The sequence below is a fragment of the Streptomyces sp. NPDC096323 genome (assembly GCF_040302845.1).
GTDB lineage: Bacteria > Actinomycetota > Actinomycetes > Streptomycetales > Streptomycetaceae > Streptomyces.
This window is the reverse complement of record NZ_JBEOSI010000002.1, coordinates 784,062-802,801: the sequence shown is the minus strand read 5'-3', so window position 1 is coordinate 802,801 and position 18,740 is coordinate 784,062. Positions and strand designations below refer to the sequence as shown.

Annotated in this window: 14 protein-coding genes; 12 read left to right on the top strand and 2 right to left on the bottom strand. The window is 72.4% G+C overall.

Features of this window, described 5'->3' with window-relative positions; all coding sequences use genetic code 11:
- The first annotated feature begins 72 nt into the window (after positions 1-72).
- From ABTX18_RS07575 to ABTX18_RS07545, 7 genes are all read left to right on the top strand, one after another.
- Positions 73-1,626, top strand: coding sequence for a leucyl aminopeptidase (locus ABTX18_RS07575; protein ID WP_352121795.1), 1,554 nt, complete (start codon positions 73-75; stop codon positions 1,624-1,626).
- 327 nt (positions 1,627-1,953) lie between these two features.
- Positions 1,954-3,342 (top strand): dihydrolipoyl dehydrogenase, encoded by a 1,389-nt coding sequence (lpdA, locus tag ABTX18_RS07570; RefSeq protein ID WP_136330087.1) that lies wholly within the window; start codon positions 1,954-1,956, stop codon positions 3,340-3,342.
- A 60-nt stretch (positions 3,343-3,402) separates the two neighbouring features.
- Positions 3,403-5,232, top strand: a complete 1,830-nt coding sequence (sucB, locus tag ABTX18_RS07565; protein ID WP_352121794.1) for a 2-oxoglutarate dehydrogenase, E2 component, dihydrolipoamide succinyltransferase — start codon at positions 3,403-3,405, stop codon at positions 5,230-5,232.
- 148 nt (positions 5,233-5,380) lie between these two features.
- Positions 5,381-6,004 (top strand): GntR family transcriptional regulator, encoded by a 624-nt coding sequence (locus tag ABTX18_RS07560; RefSeq protein WP_136330089.1) that lies wholly within the window; start codon positions 5,381-5,383, stop codon positions 6,002-6,004.
- A 331-nt stretch (positions 6,005-6,335) separates the two neighbouring features.
- Positions 6,336-9,005, top strand: a complete 2,670-nt coding sequence (gene aceE, locus ABTX18_RS07555) for a pyruvate dehydrogenase (acetyl-transferring), homodimeric type (protein ID WP_352121793.1) — start codon at positions 6,336-6,338, stop codon at positions 9,003-9,005.
- 669 nt (positions 9,006-9,674) lie between these two features.
- On the top strand, positions 9,675-10,652 hold the full coding sequence (locus ABTX18_RS07550; RefSeq protein ID WP_352121792.1) for a helix-turn-helix transcriptional regulator: 978 nt from the start codon (positions 9,675-9,677) through the stop codon (positions 10,650-10,652).
- Between the two features lie 60 nt (positions 10,653-10,712).
- Positions 10,713-11,234 carry a DUF4240 domain-containing protein gene (locus tag ABTX18_RS07545; RefSeq protein ID WP_352121791.1) on the top strand — a complete coding sequence of 174 codons (522 nt, stop codon included), beginning with the start codon at positions 10,713-10,715 and terminating at the stop codon, positions 11,232-11,234.
- Between the two features lie 23 nt (positions 11,235-11,257).
- Here ABTX18_RS07545 and ABTX18_RS07540 read toward each other — a convergent pair whose 3' ends face one another.
- Complete coding sequence (locus tag ABTX18_RS07540) at positions 11,258-11,785, bottom strand: GNAT family N-acetyltransferase (protein WP_352121790.1); 528 nt, start codon at positions 11,783-11,785, stop codon at positions 11,258-11,260.
- 52 nt (positions 11,786-11,837) lie between these two features.
- Between ABTX18_RS07540 and ABTX18_RS07535 the strand changes: the two genes are divergently transcribed.
- Together ABTX18_RS07535 and ABTX18_RS07530 are read left to right on the top strand one after the other, a co-directional pair.
- Positions 11,838-12,737: a TIGR01777 family oxidoreductase gene (locus ABTX18_RS07535; protein ID WP_352121789.1), complete on the top strand. Its 900-nt coding sequence runs from the start codon at positions 11,838-11,840 to the stop codon at positions 12,735-12,737.
- A 189-nt stretch (positions 12,738-12,926) separates the two neighbouring features.
- Positions 12,927-14,300: an NAD(P)/FAD-dependent oxidoreductase gene (locus tag ABTX18_RS07530; RefSeq protein WP_352121788.1), complete on the top strand. Its 1,374-nt coding sequence runs from the start codon at positions 12,927-12,929 to the stop codon at positions 14,298-14,300.
- Between the two features lie 9 nt (positions 14,301-14,309).
- On the opposite strand, the gene ABTX18_RS07525 is transcribed toward ABTX18_RS07530, so the two are convergent.
- Positions 14,310-15,998 carry an NsdA family TPR-like regulatory protein gene (locus ABTX18_RS07525; RefSeq protein WP_352121787.1) on the bottom strand — a complete coding sequence of 563 codons (1,689 nt, stop codon included), beginning with the start codon at positions 15,996-15,998 and terminating at the stop codon, positions 14,310-14,312.
- A gap of 306 nt (positions 15,999-16,304) precedes the next feature.
- On the opposite strand from ABTX18_RS07525, the gene lipB reads away from it, so the two are divergent.
- The 3 genes from lipB (at position 16,305) to ABTX18_RS07510 (ending at position 18,726) form a co-directional block, all read left to right on the top strand.
- Positions 16,305-17,117 carry a lipoyl(octanoyl) transferase LipB gene (gene lipB, locus ABTX18_RS07520; protein ID WP_352121786.1) on the top strand — a complete coding sequence of 271 codons (813 nt, stop codon included), beginning with the start codon at positions 16,305-16,307 and terminating at the stop codon, positions 17,115-17,117.
- A gap of 132 nt (positions 17,118-17,249) precedes the next feature.
- Positions 17,250-18,215, top strand: a complete 966-nt coding sequence (lipA, locus tag ABTX18_RS07515) for a lipoyl synthase (protein WP_352121785.1) — start codon at positions 17,250-17,252, stop codon at positions 18,213-18,215.
- Between the two features lie 310 nt (positions 18,216-18,525).
- Complete coding sequence (locus ABTX18_RS07510) at positions 18,526-18,726, top strand: SCO2195 family GlnR-regulated protein (RefSeq protein WP_352121784.1); 201 nt, start codon at positions 18,526-18,528, stop codon at positions 18,724-18,726.
- The last annotated feature ends 14 nt before the right edge of the window (positions 18,727-18,740 follow it).

The window sequence follows — 18,740 nt, the reverse complement described above, 5'->3', positions numbered from 1 at the left end:
CGGGCCCGGTCGGCCACCCCCTCGACCAACACAGGCCGAAAAAGAACTCAACGGAAGCGAGATTTCACCACCGTGACTGCTCTCACTCTCAGCACTGCCGGTGCGGCGACGCTGCGCGCCGACGCGCTCGTCGTCGGCGTCGCCAAGGCCGCCGGTTCCAAGTCCGGGGCCCTGGTCCTCGCGCCGGGCGCCGAGGCCGTGGACAAGGCGTTCGGCGGGAAGCTCGCCACCGTCCTGGCGACCCTGGGCGCCTCCGGTGCCGAGGGCGAGCTGACCAAGCTCCCCGCGCCCGACGGCCTGAAGGTCCCGGTCGTCATCGCGGCCGGACTCGGCCCGGTCCCGGAGAAGGACGGCGCGTACGACGCCGAGGTGCTGCGCCGGGCCGCAGGTGCGGCCGCCCGCGCGCTCGCCGGGTCGAAGAAGGCCGGCTTCGCGCTGCCCGTCGGCTCGGTCGAGGACGCCGAGGCCATCGCGGAGGGCGCGCTGCTGGGCGCGTACGCCTTCACCGCCTACCAGGGCGGCGCGAACAAGCTCGCCCCCAAGGGCGACAAGCCCAACGGTGCGAAGCTGCCGCTCGGCGAGGTCGCCCTCCTCGGCGCCAAGCCGCGCGACAAGGCCTTCAAGGCCGCCGCCGAGCGCGCCCTCGCGCTCGTCGAGGAGATCAACCGCGCCCGCGACCTGGTCAACACCCCGCCGAACGACCTGTACCCCGAGTCCTTCGCCGCCGTGGCCACCGCCGCCGGCAAGGAGCACGGCATCAAGGTGCAGGTCCTCGACGAGAAGGCGCTCGTCAAGGGCGGCTTCGGCGGTCTGCTCGGCGTCGGCCAGGGCGCGTCCCGCGGCCCGCGCCTGGTGAGGCTCGCGTACACGCACCCGAAGGCGGAGAAGACCCTGGCCCTCGTGGGCAAGGGCATCACCTACGACTCGGGCGGCATCTCCCTGAAGCCGGCCGGCCACAACGAGACGATGAAGTGCGACATGGCCGGCGCCGCCGCCGTGTTCGCGACCGTCGTCGCGGCCGCCCGTCTGGGCCTGCGGGTCAACGTCACCGGCTGGCTGGCACTCGCCGAGAACATGCCGTCGGGCAACGCCACCCGCCCCGGTGACGTGCTGCGCATGTACAGCGGCAAGACCGTCGAGGTCCTCAACACGGACGCCGAGGGCCGCCTCGTCCTCGCCGACGCGCTGACCCGCGCCTCCGAGGAGAACCCGGACGCGATCGTCGACGTGGCGACCCTGACCGGCGCGATGGTGCTGGCCCTGGGCAACCGCACCTTCGGCATCATGGCGAACGACGACGCCTTCCGTACCTCGATCCACGAGATCGCCGAAGAGGTCGGCGAGGCCTCCTGGCCGATGCCGCTCCCGGCCGACCTGCGCAAGGGCATGGACTCCCCGACCGCCGACATCGCCAACATGGGCGAGCGGATGGGCGGCGGCCTGGTGGCCGGTCTGTTCCTGCAGGAGTTCGTGGGCGAGGGCATCGCCTGGGCGCACCTGGACATCGCGGGCCCGGCCTTCCACGAGGGCGCCCCGTACGGCTACACGCCGAAGGGCGGCACCGGATCGGCGGTCCGCACCCTGGTGAAGCTGGCGGAGCGCACCGCGGCCGGAGACCTCGGCTGAGGTCACCGTCGCCGTACGGCCCCGGGCATACGTCCGGGGCCGTACGTGTTGCATCCACGGCACCGCGGCAGGGGCCGGGCGGGTTTCGCTCTCGACGAAATCCGTACGGCTCTACGCAGCGGTAACCCCCTGGGACGGACGATCATCCGTCCCGGACACGGGCCCCGCGTCCCGCCCGCCGTCGACAAGTGCGAAGATGGGTTCTCGGCAGGACAGGGCCCCCACCACAGGGCCGAATGACAAAAGCGGCCGCACACCAGCCGACCGGCCGGTCACACCCCGATGACGGGGCCCCGGCGTACGGCGCACATGCATGGAGGACGTGACGTGGCGAACGACGCCAGCACCGTTTTCGACCTAGTGATCCTCGGCGGTGGCAGCGGCGGTTATGCCGCGGCCCTGCGCGGAGCGCAGCTGGGCCTGGACGTCGCTCTGATCGAGAAGGGCAAGGTCGGCGGCACCTGCCTGCACAACGGCTGTATCCCCACGAAGGCCCTGCTGCACGCCGGTGAGATCGCGGACCAGGCGCGCGAGGCCGACCAGTTCGGTGTCAAGGCCACCTTCGAGGGCATCGACATGGCGGCCGTCCACAAGTACAAGGACGACGTGATCTCGGGCCTGTACAAGGGTCTGCAGGGTCTCATCGCCTCCCGCAAGGTGCACTACATCGAGGGTGAGGGACGTCTGTCCTCCGCCACCTCGGTGGATGTGAACGGCCAGCGCATTCAGGGCCGCCACGTGCTCCTGGCGACCGGCTCCGTGCCGAAGTCGCTCCCGGGCCTGGAGATCGACGGCAACCGCGTCATCTCCTCGGACCACGCGCTGAAGCTGGACCGCGTGCCGAAGTCGGCGATCGTGCTGGGCGGCGGCGTCATCGGCGTCGAGTTCGCCTCCGCGTGGAAGTCCTTCGGCACCGACGTCACCATCGTCGAGGGCCTGAAGCACCTGGTCCCGGTCGAGGACGAGAACAGCTCGAAGCTTCTTGAGCGCGCTTTCCGCAAGCGCGGCATCAAGTTCAACCTCGGCACCTTCTTCCAGGGTGTCGAGTACACCCAGGACGGCGTCCGGGTGACCCTGGCCGACGGCAAGACCTTCGAGGCGGAGCTGCTCCTCGTCGCGATCGGCCGCGGCCCGGTCTCGCAGGGCCTCGGTTACGAGGAGGCGGGTGTCGCGATGGACCGCGGCTACGTCCTCGTCGACGAGTACATGCAGACCAACGTTCCGACGATCTCGGCCGTGGGCGACCTGGTCCCGACCCTTCAGCTGGCGCACGTCGGCTTCGCCGAGGGCATCCTCGTCGCGGAGCGGCTGGCCGGCATGAAGACCGTTCCGATCGACTACGACGGTGTCCCGAAGGTGACGTACTGCCACCCCGAGGTCGCCTCCGTCGGCATCACCGAGGCCAAGGCCAAGGAGCTCTACGGCGCGGACAAGGTCGTCGCGCTGAAGTACAACCTCGCGGGCAACGGCAAGAGCAAGATCCTGAAGACCGCGGGCGAGATCAAGCTCGTCCAGGTCAAGGACGGTGCCGTGGTCGGCGTCCACATGGTGGGTGACCGTATGGGCGAGCAGGTCGGCGAAGCCCAGCTGATCTACAACTGGGAGGCGCTGCCGGCCGAGGTCGCGCAGCTCATCCACGCCCACCCGACGCAGAACGAGGCGATGGGCGAGGCGCACCTGGCCCTCGCCGGCAAGCCGCTGCACTCCCACGACTGATCAGTCGACCGGGCGCGACGACCGACCACTTCCGCATTTTCGTTAGGAGCAACTGAAACCATGTCGGTTTCCGTAACCCTTCCGGCGCTCGGCGAGAGCGTCACCGAGGGCACTGTCACCCGCTGGCTGAAGGCCGAGGGCGAGCGCGTCGAGGCCGACGAGCCGCTGCTGGAGGTGTCGACCGACAAGGTCGACACCGAGATCCCGGCTCCCGCCTCGGGCATTCTGGCCTCCATCAAGGTCGCCGAGGACGAGACCGTCGAGGTCGGCGCCGAGCTGGCCGTCATCGACGACGGCACCGGCGCCCCCGCGGCCCAGGCCGCCCCGGCCGCCGAGCCCGCCGCCGTGCCGGCCCCGGCCGCCACCGAGGCGCCGACCGCCCCGTCGACCGAGACCGCGGCCCCGGCCGAGGCCCCGACCGCCGAGGCCACGACCGGCGCCTCCTCTGCCGCCGGCACCGACGTCACCCTTCCGGCGCTCGGCGAGAGCGTCACCGAGGGCACCGTCACCCGCTGGCTGAAGGAGGTCGGCGAGGAGGTCACGGAGGACGAGCCCCTCCTCGAGGTCTCCACGGACAAGGTCGACACCGAGATCCCGGCCCCGGTCTCCGGCGTGCTGCTGGAGATCGTCGTCGGCGAGGACGAGACCGCGGAGGTCGGCGCCAAGCTGGCCGTCATCGGTGCTCCCGGCGCCGCCCCGGCCGCTGCCGCCCCCGCCGCTGCCCCGGCTCCGGCTGCTGCTCCGGCTCCGGCTCCGGCTGCTGCCCCGGCCGCTCCGGCCGCTGCCCCGGCCGCTCCGGCTCCGGCCCCTGCTGCTGCCCCGGCTCCCGCCGCCGCCCCGGCTGCTCCGGCTCCGGCCGCGCCCGCCGCTCCGGCGCCCGTGGCTGCCGCTCCGGCTGCTCCGGCTCCCGCTCCGGTCACCCCGGCCCCGGCCGCTCCGGCCGCGACCTCCGGTGACGACGGCGCGTACGTCACGCCGCTGGTCCGCAAGCTCGCCGCCGAGAACGGCGTCGACCTGGGCGCGGTCAAGGGCACCGGCGTCGGTGGCCGTATCCGCAAGCAGGACGTCGTCGCCGCCGCGGAGGCCGCCAAGGCCGCCGCTGCCGCCCCGGCTCCGGCCGCCGCTGCTCCGGCCGCCGCCTCCAAGGCGCCGAAGCTCGAGGTGTCCCCGCTGCGCGGTCAGACGGTCAAGATGACCCGCATGCGCAAGGTCATCGGCGACAACATGATGAAGGCGCTGCACTCGCAGGCCCAGCTGACCTCGGTCGTCGAGGTCGACGTCACGAAGCTGATGAAGCTGCGCAACAAGGCGAAGGACGCGTTCGCGGCCCGTGAGGGCGTCAAGCTCTCGCCGATGCCGTTCTACGTGAAGGCCGCCGCCCAGGCGCTGAAGGCCCACCCGGTCGTCAACGCCCGGATCAACGAGGACGAGGGCACGATCACGTACTTCGACTCGGAGAACATCGGCATCGCCGTGGACGCCGAGAAGGGCCTGATGACCCCGGTCATCAAGGGCGCGGGCGACCTCAACCTCGCCGGCATCTCGAAGAAGACCGCCGAGCTGGCCGGCAAGGCCCGCGGTGGCGGCCTGACGCCGGACGACATGTCCGGCGCCACCTTCACCATCAGCAACACCGGTTCGCGCGGTGCGCTGTTCGACACCGTCATCGTGCCGCCGAACCAGGCAGCCATCCTGGGCATCGGTGCCACCGTCAAGCGTCCGGCGGTCATCGAGACCGCCGAGGGCACCGTCATCGGCGTCCGCGACATGACGTACCTCTCGCTCTCCTACGACCACCGTCTGGTGGACGGCGCCGACGCCGCCCGCTACCTGACCGCGGTCAAGGCGATCCTGGAGGCCGGTGAGTTCGAGGTCGAGCTCGGCCTCTGAGCACCACGGTTGTAACCAGCCTCACCAGCGGCGCCCCCGTCCGGACCACTCCCGGGCGGGGGCGCCGCCGTATTGTCTAGACACCACCGGTCGCCCACGGCAGCCGTGTTGGTGCAGGCAGCACCGGTTTGCCCCGAAGGAGCCCCTCATGACCCCGCCCGTCGTCCACTCGCTGCGCGAACAGATCCGCGAGCACATCGTGGACGGGATCGTCAGCGGGCGCTGGAAGCCGGGTGAGCGGATCGTGGAGCGGCGCATCGCCACCGAGCTGGAGGTCAGCCAGACCCCCGTGCGCGAGGCGCTGCGTGAGCTGGAGACGCTCCGGCTGATCGAGTCGGCCCCCAACAAGGGCGTACGGGTCCGCAACCTCACCGCCGCCGACCTGGAGGAGAGCTACCCGGTACGGGCGGGCCTGGAGCAGATCGCCGCCGAGCTGGCGGCCCCCGGGCTCGGCGAGGACTGCTCGCTGCTCGCCCCGCACGTGGCGGCGCTGTACGAGGCGGACCGGCTGGCCGACGGCGAGGCGCAGGTGCGCCACACGGTCGGGTTCCACCGGGAGATGGTCCGGGCGGCCGGCAACGCGGTCCTGCTGCACACCTGGGAGGGGCTGGGCATCGAGGTGTTCACGGCGCTCTCGATCCGCTGGCTGGGCACGGTGCAGAAGTCGTACGCCGAGGAGCACGAGGCGCTCATCGAGGCGTTCCTGCGGAAGGACCCGGACATCGGGGTACTGGTCAAGGCCCACGTCCTCGGCTGCGCTCCGCGCGCGTGAAGGCGAGTACGCGGGCTGCCTGAGCGAGGCGCGCACCGCCCACCGGACGCAGACGCGCTTGAGGTCGTCGCGGACCGCGGTGCGCATGTGTCGCATGTGGCGCTCGACTGCGCAGGCGAGCGCCCCTTTTCACCCATTAAATCCCGTCACTCCGTGCCCCGTTTCGCGGCACCCCATGCCACTTTCTTCATATCGAGAAGTTTTGCCTTTCATCCTTTGATCGATCATCGATCGGAGCCTTACAGTTCACTCCGCGGGCCCACCGGCCCCATCGCCCTGTCCTGCCAGTCAGGGACTTCTCCACCCCCCTCCTCACCGGAAGGCGGCGATCATGACCGACCCCGTAGGAAAGCTTCCGAGCGAGCTCGACCAGCTCCCGGACCGCGACCCGGAGGAGACCGCTGAATGGGCGGCCTCCCTGGATGCCGCCACCAAGGCCGCGGGCCCGCACCGTGCCGCGTATCTGATGCGCCGCTCGCTCCAGCACGCCGAGGGCGCCGGTCTCGCGCTGCCCAAGCTGCTGGAGACCGATTACGTCAACTCCATCCCCACCGCCGCGGAGCCCGCCTTCGACGGCGACCTGGAGATGGAATCGAAGATCACCGCGTGGAACCGCTGGAACGCGGCCGCGATGGTGACCCGTGGCTCCCGCTTCGGCGTCGGCGGCCACATCGCCACCTTCGCCTCGGCGGCCTGGCTGTACGAGACCGGCTTCAACCACTTCTTCCGCGGCAAGGAGGGGGACGGCTCCGGCGACCAGCTCTACATCCAGGGCCACGCCTCCCCCGGCATCTACGCCCGCGCCTTCCTGGACGGCCGGCTCAGCGAGCAGCAGCTCGACAACTTCCGCCAGGAGGCGGGCGGCGACGGTCTGCCGTCCTACCCGCACCCGCGGCGGCTGCCCTGGCTGTGGGAGTTCCCCACCGTGTCGATGGGCCTCGGCCCGCTCTCGGCGATCTACCAGGCGCGCTTCAACCGCTACCTGACCAACCGCAGCATCAAGGACACGTCGAACTCGCACGTCTGGGCCTTCCTGGGCGACGGCGAGATGGACGAGCCCGAGTCGACCGCCGCCCTCGCCCTCGCGGCGCGTGAGCAGCTCGACAACCTGACCTTCGTCATCAACTGCAACCTGCAGCGCCTCGACGGTCCGGTCCGCGCCAACTTCCGCGTCGTGCAGGAGCTGGAGGGCGCCTTCCGCGGCGCCGGCTGGAACGTCGTCAAGACGCTCTGGGGCACCGCCTGGGACGAGCTCTTCCAGCTCGACACCACGGGTGCGCTGGTGCGCCGGCTCCGCGAGGTCCCGGACGCGCAGTTCCAGACGTACGCCACCCGCGACGTCGCCTACATCCGCCAGCACTTCTTCGGCGCCGAGCCCGCGCTCGCCGAGCTGGCGAAGCTGCTCACCGACGCGAAGATCGCCGAGTGCTTCCACTCCTCGCGCGGCGGCCACGAGGCACGCAAGGTGTACGCGGCCTACCGGGCGGCGCTCGCGCACAAGGGTGCGCCGACGGTGATCCTGGCGCAGACGGTGAAGGGCTACACGCTCGGCCCGGGCTTCGAGTCGCGCAACGCCAACCACCAGATGAAGAAGCTGGACGGCAAGCAGTTCCGCGCCATGCGCGACCTGCTGGAGCTGCCGATCCCGGACTCGAAGCTGGACGAGGGCCTGGTGCCGTACGGTCACCCGGGCGCCGACTCCCCCGAGGTCCGCTACCTCCAGGAGCGCCGTGCCGCCCTCGGCGGCCCCGCCCCGGCCCGTCGGGTGCACGCGGTGGCGCTGCCGCAGCCCGAGGAGCGCGCGTTCGCCGCGCTGAAGAAGGGCTCCGGCAAACAGGAACTGGCCACCACGATGGCGTTCGTCCGCCTGGCCAAGGACCTGATGCGGGACAAGGAGACCGGCAAGCGCTGGGTCCCGATCGTCCCCGACGAGGCCCGCACCTTCGGCATGGAGGCGCTGTTCCCGTCGGCCGGCATCTACTCGCCGCTGGGGCAGACGTACGACCCGGTCGACCGCGACCAGCTGATGTACTACAAGGAAGCCAAGGACGGCCAGGTCCTCAACGAGGGCATCACCGAGGCCGGCGCGATGGCCGACTTCATCGCCGCGTCCACGTCGTACGCGACGCACGGCGAGCCGATGATCCCGTTCTACATCTTCTACTCGATGTTCGGCTGGCAGCGCACGGGCGACCAGTTCTGGCAGCTCGGCGACCAGCTCGGCCGCGGCTTCGTGGTCGGCGCCACGGCGGGCCGTACGACGCTGACGGGCGAGGGCCTCCAGCACGCGGACGGCCACTCGCACCTGATCGCGTCCACGAACCCGGCGTCGCTCAACTACGACCCGGCGTTCGCGTACGAGATCGCGGTGATCGTCCAGGACGGTCTGCGCCGGATGTACGGCCCCGACGCCGAGAACGTCTTCTACTACCTGACGGTCTACAACGAGCCGAAGCCGCAGCCCGCGATGCCGGAAGGCGTCGAGGAGGGCATCCTCAAGGGCCTCTACCGCTTCAAGGAGGGCACGCCCGCGAAGGCGGACGCCCCCCGCATGCAGCTGATGGCCTCCGGTACGGCGATCCACTGGGCCCTGGAGGCCCAGGAGCTGCTGGCCGCGGACTGGGGTGTCACGGCCGACGTCTGGTCCGCGACCTCGTGGGGCGAGCTGCGCCGCGACGCGCTGGAGTGCGACGAGGCGCTGCTCCGCGGTGAGCTGCGGGTGCCGTACGTGACCCAGGCGCTGGAAGGCGCACCGGGTCCGGTCCTCGCGGTCAGCGACTGGATGCGCGCGGTGCCGGACCAGATCAGCCAGTGGGTGGAGCAGGACTGGTCCTCGCTCGGCACGGACGGCTTCGGCATCTCCGACACCCGTGAGGCGGCCCGCCGCCACTTCGGCGTCGACGCGCAGTCGGTCACGGTCGCGGCCCTGGCCCAGCTGGCGCGGCGCGGCGAGGTGCCGGCGTCCGTGGTCAAGGAGGCCCGCGAGCGGTACGGGCTCTGACAGCCGCGGAGGACGGGGCGCGGGGCAGACCGCCCGCGCCCCGTCCTCCGCGCGTCTGCCCCGGTCCGGGCGGAGGCCTTTTGTCCTCAATCGCCGGACGGGCTTGATTTGCCCGCCGGCGCGCGCTGCGGTACGGCTGCTTGCGCCCCGGCCCGGAGGGCCTCCGGGCCGGTCCGGTGCGGGGTTCTTGTCCTCAATCGCCGGACGGGCTTGGTTTTGCCTGCCCGAGCGCTGTCGTGTGCGGCTGCTTGCCCACTGCCCCGGTCACGTAATTCCCGGCCCGCTCCGACTCAGGCTTTGTCCTCAATCGCCGGACGGGCTTGGTTTTGCCTGCCCAAGCGCTGTCGTTTGCGGCTGCTTGCCGACAGCCGGTCCGGTCCGGCGGACATTCCCAGCCCGGTGCGGGCGCACTGTTCAATGCCGGCGGGCGGGCAATTCAAGCCCGTCCGGCGATTGAGGACATCTTTGAGCCCGGCCAGCGTTTGAGGCCACCTTTCGAGCCCGGCCGGCGTTTGAGGCCACGCCCCAGCACGGCCGGCGATTGAGGCCACGCCCCAGCACGGCCGGCGATTGAGGCCACACCCCAGCCCGGCCGGCGATTGAGGCCTCACCCGGCAGGCGGGGGGCCACCGGCCCCCGGGGCGGGGCGACCGCGGCCACAATGGCCGCATGCGTGCTGCCCGGCTCATCAGAATGGTGCTGCTCCTGCAGTCCCGGCCCGCCATGACCGCCGCCGAGCTCGCCCGCGAGCTGGAGGTGTCCGAGCGGACCGTCACCCGGGATGCCCAGGCCTTGTCCGAGGCCGGGGTCCCCGTCTACGCGGAGCGGGGGCGGGCCGGTGGGTATCGGCTCGTCGGGGGTTACCGCACCGGGCTCACCGGGCTCGCCCGTGACGAGGCCGAGGCCCTCTTCCTCTCCGGCCTCCCCTCCGCGCTGCGCGAGATGGGCCTGGAGGACGCCGCCTCCGCCGCCCGGCTGAAGGTGTCGGCGGCTCTGCTCCCCTCCCTCCGGAACGCCTCCGCCAGCGCTTCCCGGCGCTTCCATCTGGACGCGCCCGGCTGGTACCAGGAACCCGCCACCCCTCCGCTCCTGCCCGCCGTGGCCGAGGCGGTGTGGGATGACCGAACCGTCCACGCCCGCTACCGCCGGGCCGGCCAGGACGCCGAGGCGGAGCGCGAGCTGGCACCGTACGGACTCGTGCTGAAGGCCGGGGTCTGGTACCTCTGCGCACGCGCCGAGGACGACTTCCGGGTGTACCGGCTCGACCGCTTCACGGCGGTGACCGTGTCCGACACCCGGTTCGTCCGGGACGAGAGCTTCGACCTGCCCGCCTTCTGGGACGAGCGCGCCGCCCAGTTCGCCCGGTCGATCCTGCGGACGGAGGTGACGCTGCGGCTCTCGGAGACGGCCGTGCGCCGGCTGCCGCACGCCGTGGACCGCGTCGCCGCCCGGAACGCCCTGGAGGCCGCCGGACCGCCCGGCGCCGACGGGTGGGTCACGGTCACCCTGCCCGTGGAGTCCCTGGACGTCGCATACGGTCAGCTGCTCGCCCTGGGACCGGAGTTGGAGGTCCTCGCACCGGCCGCCCTGCGCGACAGGTTCGCGGCGGCCGCCCAAGCGCTGCACGCGCTTTATGTGAGGCCGTAAGGCTTCTTTTCGGTGTCTGAGCGTGCATCGCCCGCTGCCAGGGCAGATGCTGGAGCGGTGATGGACGAGACGGAATTCTGGGAGCTCATCGACCGTACCCGCGAGGACGCCGACGGCGACCCCGAGGACCATGCCGACCTGCTCGTCGAACGGCTGGTGCAGCTCGATCCCGATTCCGTGCTGGACTTCGCCCGGCACTTCGAGGCCCGCTACAACCGGGCGTACCGCTGGGACCTGTGGGGTGCCGCGAGCGTGCTGCTCGGCGGGGCGAGCGACGACGCCTTCGACTACTTCCGCTGCTGGCTGATCGGCCAGGGCCGGGAGATCTTCGAGGGCTCGGTGCACGATCCGGACAGTCTGGCCGAACTCCTCGAGGACTTCGACGAGGAGCTCGACGGGGACGCCGAGGAGCTGGGTTACGCCGCCGACGAGGCGTACGAGCAGCTCACCGGCGTCGTCGCGCCGGATCTCGGGCTGCCGCCCCAGGCCGCCGAGCCGGAGGGCACCCCGTTGGACTTCGAGGACGACGCGGCACTCGCGGCGCGGCTGCCCGCCCTGTGGGAGCGGTTCGGCGCCGAGTGAGGTGCGGGCCGGGCCGCGCCCGGTCACGGGCTGAGCGGCCGGCCCATCAGCACGTCGTCCACGTAACGCCCGCCCAGGAAGAACTCGCCGGGCAGCACGCCCTCGACGGTGAACCCCTCCGCCTCGTACAGCGCACGGGCGGGCGCGTTGTGGCCCAGCACCCGCAGGGTGATCCGGTTCGCCCCCTGGCCGCGTGCCGCCGTGCAGGCCGCGCGGATCAGTGTGCGGCCCATGCCGCGGCCCCGGGCCCAGCCGGCCACGGCGAGGCCCTGTATCTGCCGGACGTGTGCGTTGCAGGCGAGCGGGGTGGGCGGCACGATGCGGATGTAGCCGGCGACGACCGTCTCGCCCGCCGGGTTCACCGCCTCGGCCACCAGGACGCCCTGGGGCTGGTGCCGGTCGTCGAAGAACGGCCCGTACGGCGGCTGCGGAGGAGCCGTCACGGCGTGCAGCGTCGACCAGGTGCTCCGGTCGAGCTCCGCGAGAGCGGGGCCGTCGTCGAGGGCGGCAGGTCGGACGGACGGGGCGGGCTGGGTGAAGGACTCGGCCATGGGCGTCACTGTGCCACGCGCCGTCGGCGGCCCATGGGGCAGGATGGGGCCCATGCCGCACTCCCGTATCGCCGTCACCGGATCGACCGGACTCATCGGAGCGGCGCTGGTGCGCTCGCTGCGCGCCGACGGGCACGAGGTGGTCCGGCTGGTCCGGCGCCCGGCGCGGACCGGCGACGAGGTGGAGTGGGACCCCAAGCGGGGTTACGTGGACGTGGCCGGTCTTGTGGGCTGCGACGCCGTCGTCCATCTCGCCGGGGCGGGCGTCGGCGACCACCGCTGGACCGAGGCGTACAAGCGGGAGATCAGGGAGAGCCGGGTGCTCGGCACCGCGGCGATCGCCGAGGCCGTCGCCTCGCTGGACGTACCGCCGAAGGTGCTGCTGTCCGGGTCCGCGATCGGTTTCTACGGTGACACCGGGGACCGCGCGGTCGACGAGGACGCGCCGCCCGGCGACGGGTTCCTGCCCTCGGTGTGCGTGGAGTGGGAGGAAGCCACGGCCGCCGCGGAGGAGGCCGGTGTACGGACCGTGCACGCGCGCACCGGACTGGTCGTCGCCCGTCAGGGCGGTGCCTGGGGCCGCCTCTTCCCGCTGTTCCGCGCGGGGCTCGGCGGGCGGCTCGGCCACGGCCGGCAGTACTGGAGCTTCATCGCGCTGCACGACGAGATCGCGGCACTGCGGCACATCCTGGACACCCCGGAGCTGTCGGGGCCGGTGAATCTGACCGGGCCGGCCCCGGTCACCAACGGCGAGGTGACGGCGGCGATGGGCCGGGTGCTGCGCCGGCCCACCCTGCTCACCGTTCCGGCGCCGGCGCTGCGGATCGCCCTGGGCGACTTCTCCGAGGACGTGCTCGGCAGTCAGCGGGTGCTGCCCGGACGGCTAATGGACTCGGGGTTCGCCTTCGCCTTCCCCGGAATCGACGCCGCCATCCGGGCCGCTCTGCGCTGACCTCGCTCCAAGTACCGCCGGCGGCCGCCCCGTTCGGACGGGCGTGCGACCCCGTGCACCGGTGCCCCGGTCCGCGCGCGACTGCACGCGATCCCGCCTCCCTCCTAGCCTCATGCCGAACTCGCGCATTCCGGTGGCCTGTTGAGGGCAAGAGCCTCCCACCAGTTGCGCCGACTCGGGGAGGGGCACGTGCTCAGCACGGCACACCACGCGGACGTCGTCATCATCGGGGCCGGGATCGCCGGCCTGTCAGCGGCCCACCGGCTGATCAGTGCGGGAGTGAGCGTCAGCGTCCTGGAAGCCGGCCCCCGGGCCGGCGGCCGGATGATGACCGACGAGGTGGACGGGTTCCGGCTCGACCGCATAGGGCCGCTTCTCAACACCTCGTACCAGGAGCTGTCCACGACGCCCGGACTCGACGGGCTCGTCCTGCGGGACTTCGATCCCGGCGTCCTCGTCCACAGCGAGGGCCGCCGCTACCGGACGGGGGAGATCCGCCGGCACCGGAACGGTGGGGTACGCGGCCCCCGGGGCTCACGTAGCGCACGGGGCGCATTCAAGGCAGCGCGCGCCCTCGCGAGCGCCCCCCGGGCGCCTCTGGCCGGAAGCCTCACCGGGGCCATGGGCGGGGCGATCGACCAGGCGCGGCTCGGCGTGGCCCTGGCCCGGCTCGCGGCCACCCCGCGGGACCGCATCCTGGCCCGGCCCGAACGGGCCGCGCTCGACGCCCTGTCCGGCCGCGGCCTGTCCACCCGGACGCTCAACGGATTCGTACGCCCCCTGCTCACGGCACTGCTCAGCGACCCGGCGCTCACCACGTCGAGCCGGTGCGCCGATCTCGCGCTGCACGACTACGCGAGCGGCAGGCTCTGCGTACCGTCGGGGGGTTCGGCGACGCTGCCCGACCTGCTCGCCGCCGCGCTGCCCCCCGGCACCGTGAGAACCGGCGTGCACGTCACGGCGGCCGACATCACCTCGGTGCGCACCAAGGAACACGGCGAACTGGGCTGCCGCTCCCTGCTGCTGGCGACCGGCGCGAGCGCCGCGGCCGAGCTGCTGCCCGGTCTGCGCGTACCGCCCTTCCACTCGGTGACGGTGCTCCACCACACCGCCCCCGCTCCCCCGCCGGCCGGCGCCTCGCTGCTGCTGGACGCCGACCGCTCGGGTCCGGTCGCGCACACCGCGGTGATGAGCGAGGTCGACCCGGCCCGCGCCCCGCACGGCCGGGTCCTGATCAGCTCGACGGTGCTCGGCACCCCGCCGCCCGATCTGGACCGCACGGTCCGCGCACACCTCGCGGCGCTCTACGGGACGCCCACCGGCGACTGGGAGCTGCTGGCCGCCCACCACGACCCGGAGGCGGTGCCCGCGATGCCGCCCCCGCACGACCCGCGGCGCCCGGTGCGGCTCCTCGCCGGCTTGTACGTGTGCGGCGACCACCGCGACACCGGCTCGGTGCGGGGAGCCCTGTCCTCCGGCCGGCGCGCGGCCGGGGCGATCCTCACCGACCTCGGCGTGCGACCGGCGTCCGCGAACACCGCGGTCCTCCCGGAGGCGGCCTGAGGGCACTCGTCACCCCAGCGCGGCCACCCGCTCGCGGTAGCCGCGGACCGCTGCCGCGTCACGGAAGGGCTCGAGGCGCCGCTCGAAGTCCCCTACGTACTCCGTGGCGCGTACCGACCGCATCTCGGCGGCCTGCTGCGCGGCCTCGGCGCCCAGCCGGCAGGCCTGGTCGAGCTCACCGAGCCCGAGCCGGGCGGAGGCGAGGACCACCCGGCAGAACAGCCGGCTGCGGACGTAGGCGGGGGCGCGCAGCTGGAGCGAGCGCTCCGCGTGCTGGGCGGCGGCCCGGTACTGCTGGAGGTCGCGGTGGCAGTGGGCGGACTCGTCGGCGAGCTGGGCCTCGTCGAAGGAGCGCGCCCAGTGCGGCACCTCGTCGCCGGGGCGGGAGGCCTCCAGCGCGCGTTCGGCCCGCGCCAGCGAGGCGGCGCAGGCCTTGGACTCGCCGAGGACCCCGTGTCCGCGTGCCTCGACCGCGTGCAGCAGGGCCAGGACGGCGTGGGGCGCGGCGGAGCCGACGCCCTGCTGCGCCACCCGCGCCAGTTGCACCGCCTCCCGGCCGTGCGCGAGGTAGACGGCCTGCCGGCTCATGGTGATCAGGACGAAGCTGCCGTAGGCCCGGTCGCCGGCGGCCTGCGCCAGCCGCAGGGCCTGGACGAAATAGCGCTGGGCGAGCCCGTGGGCCGCGATGTCGTACGATGTCCAGCCGGCGAGCCGGGTCAGATCGGCGGCGGCCGCGAAGAGCCGCCGCCCGGTGGCCTCCCCGTACGTCCCGCGGAGCATCGGCTCCGCCTCGTGTTCCAGGTACCGGACGAGTGCCTGCCTGGCGTGACCGCCGCCGTAGGCGTTGTCCAGGGTGCGGAAGAGCTCGGCGACCGAGCGCAGGGCGGCGACGTCCCCGCTGCCGACCTTCTGCCCGGAGCCCCGTTCCGACTGCCGCTGCCGGGGGACGCCGGGGGCCCCGGGCCCGAGGGCGGCCGGGGATCCGCCCGGCACGTGCGGCCCGGCGGGCCGGGACGGTGTGGGGCCGCGCAGGCCGTGGCGGGTGCCCGGCCCAGGGACGCCGGCCTGCTCCGGCACCCCGGCGACGAGCCCGCCGCCGGGCCCGGTGAGGGCACTGCCGCCGCCGTGCTGCCCGTGCGCCGCGCTGCCGTACGTCCCGGGGGCGGCGGGCACCGTTCGCGGCCCGGCGTGCGCCGGGGCGGCCCCGTGCACCCGCCCGCCGGTGACCGCGGCGGCCTCGCCGGTCCGGCCCACCCACTCGTCGGCCCGCCCGATCAGCCAGTCCCGGCTGGGGACGACCAGGCCCGCCGGGGTGAAGGCGATCTTCCGCAGCTCGGCATGGCTGCCGGAGTCCTTGCGCCACAGTCCGCTGACGATGTCGACCGCCTCGGCGGGCGTGGCCGCGAACTCCAGCCCGGCGTAGACGGGCGCGCAGGCGTCCAGGCCGAGGTCCTGTGCGGAGAGCCGGCGGCCGAGCCGTCTGGTGAAGACCTCGGCGATCAGCGCGGGTGTGGTGCCTCTGGGCTGCTGGCCGCGCAGCCAGCGGGTCACGGAGGTCTTGTCGTACCGCAGGTCGAGGCCGTGCTCGAGACCGAGCTGGTCCACGCGGCGGGCGAGGCCGGCGTTGGAGAACCCGGCCTCGGTGATGAGCGAGGCGAGTCGGCGGTTGGGGGTGCGCTGCGGAGGTCGTTCCGACATCAGCTGTACGGTCTCCTGCCTTCGGGGCCGGGCGGGCAGCCCTGAGGGCCTGCTCTGAGGATTCCCCGCGAGGTCACCGTGGCCGGGGGAACGGCGCGAATTTAGCCGCCTCCGGGACAGCCCCGGCCACTCTCGCTTCACATTCATCCGATCGTGTGAGGATTGAGGGCGGCGCTGACGGGACCCACCTGCCCGGCCCGCACTCCGGCACCGGTCGTACAGTGGCGGGAGGCGCGATTCGGTGCATGGCGACGCGATGACGGGACACCCCCGGCCCCCGGCACCATGAGGAGAGAGGCTGCTGTCGTGACTGAGCTTCGGTTCGTCCGTCTGGGATTCGGCGAGAACGCCGTCGACTACCAGGAGGCATGGCAGAAGCAGCGCGAGGTGCACGCGGCACGGTTCGAGGACACCGTCCCCGACACCTGCCTGCTGTTGGAGCACCCGCCCGTCTACACGGCCGGCCGGCGCACCGCCGACAGTGAGCGTCCGCTGGACGGCACCCCGGTCATCGACGTGGACCGCGGCGGCAAGATCACCTGGCACGGTCCGGGCCAGCTGGTCGGCTACCCGATCCAGAAGCTGCCACGCCCCGTGGACGTCGTCGCGCACGTCCGCCGGCTGGAGGAGGCGCTGATCCGTACGGCCGCCGAGTTCGGCGTGGAGACCAGCCGGGTCGAGGGCCGCAGCGGCGTCTGGGTCCTGGGCGACCCGGTCGAGCAGCGCCCGGCGATCGGCGGGCTCTCGCTCGACTTCGACCCGCGGCTGCAGGACGAGGAGTTCGACGCCCGCCTCAACGGCCCCGAGTACGCCCCGTCCAACGCCGGCCAGCGCCGCGAGGACCGCAAGCTCGCCGCGATCGGCATCCGGGTCGCCAAGGGCGTCACCATGCACGGCTTCGCCCTCAACGTGAACCCGGACAACACCTCGTTCGACCGGATCGTGCCGTGCGGCATCCGCGACGCGGGCGTCACCTCGCTCGCGTACGAACTGGGCCGCGACCTCACCATCGCCGAGGTGCTCCCGGTCATCGAGAAGCACCTGAGGGACATCCTGGAGAACGCCGAGCTCGCGCCCCGCACGATCGAGCGCAAGGACGAGGCCGTGGCCACGGCCTGACTCTCGGAGCAGCCCTCCGGGAATAGGCCCTGTCGGCCAGAGGTTGGGCAGACGTAAAGCCGTTTGAACAACGGGCGTACCCTGGTGTTCGCCGAAGAATCCAATGCAGCGAAAGCAAAGGGGAGTGCCGGAGTGTCCGCTGTCGCACCCGACGGGCGCAAGATGCTGCGCCTCGAGGTCCGGAACAGCCAGACCCCCATCGAGCGCAAGCCCGAGTGGATCAAAACCCGGGCGAAGATGGGCCCCGAGTACAACCAGCTGCAGAAACTCGTGAAGAGCGAGGGTCTGCACACGGTGTGCCAGGAGGCCGGCTGCCCCAACATCTTCGAGTGCTGGGAGGACCGGGAGGCCACGTTCCTCATCGGTGGCGACCAGTGCACCCGGCGCTGTGACTTCTGTCAGATCGATACGGGCAAGCCGCAGGCGCTGGACCGGGACGAGCCCCGCCGCGTCGGCGAGTCGGTCGTCACGATGGACCTGAACTACGCCACCATCACGGGCGTCGCGCGCGACGACCTGGAGGACGGCGGCGCCTGGCTGTACGCCGAGACCGTGCGCCAGATCCACGCGCAGACGGCGGGGCGGGAGGGCGGCCACACCAAGGTCGAGCTGCTGATCCCCGACTTCAACGCGGAGCCCGAGCAGCTCGCCGAGGTCTTCGCCTCGCGCCCCGAGGTGCTCGGCCACAACGTCGAGACGGTGCCGCGGATCTTCAAGCGGATCCGCCCCGGCTTCCGTTACGAGCGCTCCCTGGAGGTCATCACCCGCGCCCGTGAGGCCGGTCTGATCACCAAGTCCAACCTGATCCTCGGCATGGGCGAGACCCGCGAGGAAGTCAGCCAGGCACTGAGGGACCTGCACGACGCGGGCTGCGAGCTCATCACGATCACCCAGTACCTCCGGCCGACCCCGCGCCACCACCCGGTCGAGCGCTGGGTGAAGCCGCACGAGTTCGTGGAGCTCCAGGAGGAGGCCGAGGCGATCGGCTACTCCGGTGTGATGTCCGGACCGCTGGTCCGCTCCTCGTACCGCGCGGGCCGGCTGTTCCAGCAGGCGATGGAGCGGCGCGGCGCGGCAGCCCAGGCACCGACCGCGTAACAGGCTCCGTGTGAATCCGGGCACAAGAAGCTACTGAACAGTAATGGCTGAATCGGCGCGGCCCATCCCCTCCTCGCAGGTCCGAGGCGCGGATGGGCCGCGTCGGCGTGCGCGGCACCGATTTCAAGGTTTCATTGGTGTTTGACCGCCAGGTCATGCGCTGGTAACACCAAGCAGTGACCCTGGATACACGCGGCGCGGTGGCTCTCGCGGGCCGCTGTCGCCCCGCGTCCCGTATCCAGTCCGCGCAGCACACACCGCCCGCCGGGCACCGACCGGTGAGCGCATCCGTTCCGAGGGGACTTCCACGATGCAGGCCGTGCAGGTACGCGCCACCGCCCTCCCGTCCGTCACCGATGCCCTCCGCGCCGTCGAGTCGCTGCTGCTGAGCAGCGGCCAGCGCACCGCCCGCCGTAACGCCTGGACCGCCGTCCTCGAGGACCGCCGCCGGGCCAAGGACCGGGTCGAGTCCGAGTACGTACTGGAGGCCGTGGCCGACCACCGTTCCTAGGCCACGTAAACTTC

What these genes read in the sequence shown, in the direction of transcription:
- sucB (WP_352121794.1), top strand. Translation starts at nt 3,403, where the DNA reads ATGTCGGTTTCCGTAACCCTTCCGGCGCTCGGCGAGAGCGTCACCGAG.
- aceE (WP_352121793.1), top strand. Translation starts at nt 6,336, where the DNA reads ATGACCGACCCCGTAGGAAAGCTTCCGAGCGAGCTCGACCAGCTCCCG.
- ABTX18_RS07540 (WP_352121790.1), bottom strand. Translation starts at nt 11,785, where the DNA reads ATGGCCGAGTCCTTCACCCAGCCCGCCCCGTCCGTCCGACCTGCCGCC.
- ABTX18_RS07535 (WP_352121789.1), top strand. Translation starts at nt 11,838, where the DNA reads ATGCCGCACTCCCGTATCGCCGTCACCGGATCGACCGGACTCATCGGA.
- ABTX18_RS07545 (WP_352121791.1), top strand. Translation starts at nt 10,713, where the DNA reads ATGGACGAGACGGAATTCTGGGAGCTCATCGACCGTACCCGCGAGGAC.
- ABTX18_RS07560 (WP_136330089.1), top strand. Translation starts at nt 5,381, where the DNA reads ATGACCCCGCCCGTCGTCCACTCGCTGCGCGAACAGATCCGCGAGCAC.
- ABTX18_RS07525 (WP_352121787.1), bottom strand. Translation starts at nt 15,998, where the DNA reads ATGTCGGAACGACCTCCGCAGCGCACCCCCAACCGCCGACTCGCCTCG.
- ABTX18_RS07510 (WP_352121784.1), top strand. Translation starts at nt 18,526, where the DNA reads ATGCAGGCCGTGCAGGTACGCGCCACCGCCCTCCCGTCCGTCACCGAT.
- ABTX18_RS07550 (WP_352121792.1), top strand. Translation starts at nt 9,675, where the DNA reads ATGCGTGCTGCCCGGCTCATCAGAATGGTGCTGCTCCTGCAGTCCCGG.